The 4,131-nt window shown below is 64.4% G+C and carries 4 protein-coding genes; 3 read left to right on the plus strand and 1 reads right to left on the minus strand.

The annotated features are described in order from the left end of the window. Together JCM25156_RS10100 and JCM25156_RS10105 are read left to right on the plus strand one after the other, a co-directional pair. The coding region (locus JCM25156_RS10100) for a phosphoribosylamine--glycine ligase (RefSeq protein WP_025812991.1) at window positions 1-530 on the plus strand (530 nt) is incomplete at its 5' end. Window positions 531-642: 112 nt separating this feature from the next. Next, complete coding sequence (locus JCM25156_RS10105) at window positions 643-2,040, plus strand: MFS transporter (RefSeq protein ID WP_025812992.1); 1,398 nt, start codon at window positions 643-645, stop codon at window positions 2,038-2,040. A 380-nt stretch (window positions 2,041-2,420) separates the two neighbouring features. On the opposite strand, the gene JCM25156_RS10110 is transcribed toward JCM25156_RS10105, so the two are convergent. Next, complete coding sequence (locus JCM25156_RS10110) at window positions 2,421-3,041, minus strand: sterol desaturase family protein (protein ID WP_025812993.1); 621 nt, start codon at window positions 3,039-3,041, stop codon at window positions 2,421-2,423. A 260-nt stretch (window positions 3,042-3,301) separates the two neighbouring features. Here JCM25156_RS10110 and JCM25156_RS23320 point away from each other — a divergent pair, with 260 nt between their 5' ends. Further along, window positions 3,302-4,012, plus strand: a complete 711-nt coding sequence (locus JCM25156_RS23320) for a glycosyltransferase (RefSeq protein ID WP_051577517.1) — start codon at window positions 3,302-3,304, stop codon at window positions 4,010-4,012. Window positions 4,013-4,131: the final 119 nt, after the last annotated feature.

The following is a 4,131-nucleotide window of genomic DNA, read 5'->3' on the forward strand; positions in this document are numbered from 1 at the left end:
GCCCCATGCTGCGCGAGATGGCGCGGCGCGGCACGCCGTTTACCGGCATCATCTTCGCGGGCCTCATGCTGACACAGGACGGCCCGCAACTGATTGAATACAATGTCCGCCTGGGTGATCCGGAGGCCCAGGCCCTGCTGATCCGCCTGCAAAGCGACCTGCTGGCGGCGCTGGCCGCCGTGGCGGCGGGTCGGCTTGACCGGACGGACATCCGCTTTTCCACCCGGTCCTCGATCAGCGTGGTCATGGCGGCGCGCGGCTACCCCGGCAAGCCCGTTACGGGTGGCGTGATCCGCAACATCGAAGCCGCCGACGCCCTGCCGGATGTGCAGGTGTTCCAGGCGGGCACGAAGCGGAACAGCCAGGGCGAGATCGTGGCCGCCGGTGGGCGGGTGCTCACCGTCTGCGCAACGGGAGATACGCTGGCCCAGGCGCGTGAACGCGCCTATGCGGCGGTGAAGGTGATCGACTGGCCCGATGGCATCTACCGCCATGACATCGGCCAGCGCGCCCTGTCGGCGCGGGGCTGACCCCGTTCCGTCACGCCGCCCCGCCCTGAGCGGATGGGGCGGCGCATGACAGCCTGCCGGTAACCGTTCCACACACGGAACAGAGCGCCCCCCGTCCGAAAAGCCCGTAGCCATGCCCCCCCAGTCAAAACCTGTCCTGATCGAAGGCGAAGGCCTGCACGGCGCGGCGCGCGCGCGGGCCATGACGGCGGTGGCGCTGTCCGTGCTGCTGGCGCTGCTGGATTACGCCATCGCCAACGTGGCGCTGCCCACCATTGCCGATGACATCCATGTTTCGCCCGCCTCGGCGGTGTGGATCGTCAATTCCTACCAGCTTGCCAGCGTGGTCTCGCTGCTGCCCATGGCGGCCCTTGGCACGCGCATCGGGTTCGCGCGGCTGTGCCAGATCGGGCTGGCGCTGTTCACCGTGGCCTCCGTGTTCTGTGCGCTGTCGCACACACTGCTGGCCCTGTCGCTGGCGCGCGCGGTGCAGGGCGTGGGGGGCGCGTGCATCATGAGCGTCAGCATCGCGCTGATCCGCTTCATCTATCCGCATGCCATCATCGGGCGCGGGATCGCGCTCAATGGCGTGATGGTGGCGCTGGGCGTGGGAGCGGGGCCGACCGTCGCCTCCATCATCCTGTCCTGCGCCACATGGCCATGGCTGTTCCTGATCAACATTCCGCTGGGGCTGACGGCGCTCGTTCTGGCGCTGGTGTCGCTGCCGCGCACGCCCGTCAATCCCGGCTCCTTCGACGCGCCAAGCGCGCTGCTCAATGTACTGGCCTTCGGCGCGCTGATCATGGCGGGAGATTCCGTGGCGCATCATGCCGGGGCCAGCCGGGTCGTGGTGCTGGTCGTGATCGGCGTTATCGCGGGCTGGCTGCTGGTGCGCCGCCAGCATGGGCAGGCGCACCCCATGTTCCCGCTCGACATGCTGCGCATCCGCGCCTTCCGCATGGGAACGGTGGTCGGCTTCTCCGGCTTTGTCGCCTCGAACCTGTTCATGGTCTCGTTCCCGTTTACGCTCCAGTCCCTGTTTCACTATCCGGCGGCCATTGTCGGCCTGCTCATGACGCCATGGCCGGTTGGCATCATGGCGGTTGCCCCCCTTATCAGCCGGCTGGCGGACCGGGTCTCGGCGGCCATCCTGTCATCGGTCGGGCTGTTCGTGACCGGACTCGGGTTTCTGGCCCTCTATTTCCTGCCGTCCGCGCCCGGCTGGTTCGACATCGCCTGGCGCATTACGGTGGCGGGCATGGGATTTGGCATTTTCCAGCCGCCGAACAACCGTATCATGATGGTCACCGCCCCGCCCGGGCGCTCGGGCAGCGCATCGGGCATGATCCAGATCGCACGGCAATGCGGGCAGGCCACCGGGGCCATGTGCGTGGCCATGGCTTTCGGCCTGATTACGCATGACGCCGAGCGCAGTTGCCTTGCCTTCGGTTCGGCCGCCGCCTTCGTGGGCATGCTGTGCAGCGCCATCCGGCTGGTCCAGCCGGGTTCCGCCCCGCGCGCGACACGTTAGGAACCGCCTGAAAAACCTGAGTAAGTTTTTGGTGAAGCTTTTTTCAGGGCCAGTTGGGAATTATCTTGGATTGATGACTGCGGCGACAGGACAGATCATGCTGCAAACGGCCTGCCTGTCCTGTTGCTTCGCATGGCGATGCGTTTGAACGCCTTGGGCCTGCAGAAGAAGTTCTCGATAAGATGGCGTGCTGGGAACAGGGCTCCACCGAACGGACGCCGACCATAAGACCGCCGCGATGAAGAGGCGGTTATCCTTCCCGCGCTGGTCCCAATCCGTCTTCCTGCCGGGGCAGGGTAGTTTCATTTTCGCCCATTGGGTGTCTGCCAGACACCGAAACGGGAATGCGGGAAACGTGGCGGCGGCCATGCGCCGTGGGATCAGTGACCCCGGTGCAGTTTGGTCCCGAATACCCGGTCGAGGAAAATGGCGGTAATGGCAAAATTCGCTTCCGGTTCCACGCAATGATGCTGGATGTGATGCTTTTTTATGGCACGCAGCACCGAAAGGCGCATGGGAAACTGATGGCAGGCGTAATGCACGATGTCATAGCAGACATAGCCCAGAATGAACCCGCCCGCGATGCTGCCCCCCGTGGCCATGCCGGCGCATAGCACGGCGGTGCCCCACACCACCGCCGCCAGTGGGATGGACACACTCAGCGGCATGAGGTTGCGCAGCGGATGGTTGGGCTGGAGGTGATGGTTGCCGTGCAGCAGGAAGATCATCTTCTTGCCCATGTCCGAACCGAGGCGGAGATGGAAAACGAAGCGGTGGATCAGATATTCCACCACGAACCAGCTTGCCAGGCCGCCCGCCGTGTTCAGCACGAACCCCGTGAACGACCGGCTGGCCCGCGCGTCCACGGCCAGGACGACAGCCAGCACCACCATCCAGACCAGCAGGAAGGTCTGGAAGGAAACCTGCGTCAGTCGTTCAAGAATCTCGTTCTGGAACAGCCGGACGGGAACTTCATCATGCGATTTATGCTGATGCGCCATATTCCCATTTCCTACGGGCATTATTTCTTGACTGTATTAAACCTGTTCCACAATTCATGGCATTAATAAGACCGAGCCAATATCATGACACATCTCCTGCTGACATTGTACCCCGTCTGAAGACCACTTTTCCGCCTCTATAGCTACAGAAGGGAGAAAGTTGCCATGAAAAATTGAAACCCTGCTGGCGGAAAGCTGAACACGATACGCATTTCCACCATAGACGCATTCTCTTTCATTTGCCAGATTTCCAATGGATAATGGTGGGATGTTGTCCCATCCGTCCACCCGGCCCCCTTCCGTTCCCGTCTGTTGATGGCCGCAATATCGGCAGGCAGGGCGGCACCGGCATCGCAACCTATGCGCAGGGCCTGCTGGACAGCCTGAATGCGGCCGGAATCGGGGCGACATGCCTGCTGGACCATGCGCCCGGCCAGCCTCCGCCGCCCGTGGGCGGGATGATCCGCAAGCTGGCCCGTTTCGCCCGCGCCCTGCGTCCCGTGCTGCGGGTGGAAGAGACCCTGCCTCCCTTCCACGCGGATGTGTACCGTATCGCGCATGTCCGTAACGCCACATGGGGCCGGCAGATGGCGCTGCGCGCCGCCACGCCGCCCGCCGTCATGCACTGGACATCCCCGCTGCCGCTACGGCTGGAGGGCGCGCTGAACGTCACTACGGTTCATGACCTGATCCCCCTGATCAACCCGGACCTGACCGGCATTGACAGCCGTCGTTTCCGCGCCACGCTGAATGCCCTGTTCGCGACCATGGATGTGGTGGTGACCGTATCCGAAACCACGCGGCAGGACATACTGGCCCATTTTTCCCTTCCCGCCGGGCGGGTGGTCAATCTCTACCAGCTTGTCGATATTCCGGCGTCACTCCTGCCCGCCATCCGGCAGGCCCCCCCCCGTTGCCGAGCCGGGCTGTTTCGTTGTCGTGGGCCGGGTCGAGGCGCGCAAGAACATTGAACGCCTGATCGCCGCCCATGCGCGCAGCGGCACGCATCGCCCGCTGGTCATCATCGGGCCGGATGGGGATGACCGGCCGCGTTGCGCTGGCAGCGGCGGGGCGCCGGTACGCCGGGTGC

The organism is Komagataeibacter kakiaceti JCM 25156, from assembly GCF_000613305.1.